Annotated in this window: 1 pseudogene; it reads right to left on the bottom strand. The window is 53.6% G+C overall.

The annotated features are described in order from the left end of the window. A pseudogene (locus OB13_RS03920) lies at positions 1 to 469 on the bottom strand (glycoside hydrolase family 9 protein); the annotation flags it as partial. Positions 470 to 494 lie beyond the last annotated feature (25 nt).

Genomic DNA, 494 nt, shown 5'->3' on the forward strand with positions numbered 1-494 from the left:
CACCTGTTGCAGGCACCGTCCAGGTATAGGACACGCCGGCTACCGCTGTCACCGCATAGGTTTCTACCACACCGGCGCACAGGTCGTTCTTGCCTGTGATGGCTACCGGCACCTGTGGTTTAGTGGAAACATTTATAGTAAGCGTTCTTTCCGGGCTGATGCCACATGCATTCGAAGCTGTTACCTTCATGGTTCCACCAGCCGCGCTGGCAGATACGGTGATGCTGGTTGTTCCCTGACCTGAAGTGATCTCCCACCCAGTTGGTGCTGTCCAGGTATAAGTAGTAGCACCTGTCACGGCAGCAATGCTGTATACATTACCCTGGCTCACCGAGCACACGATACCCGGGCTCGTGATGGCACCTGGCATAACCGGTATTGTATTCGGCTTGATAGTCAAGCTGGCCTGAGAGCTCTTGCCACACGTATTCACAGCGGCTACTTTCAGAGTACCTTCCGTGCTACCCACTTTAATCTTAATGGTGTTGGAAGTG

The sequence above is a fragment of the Pontibacter sp. HJ8 genome (assembly GCF_054824225.1).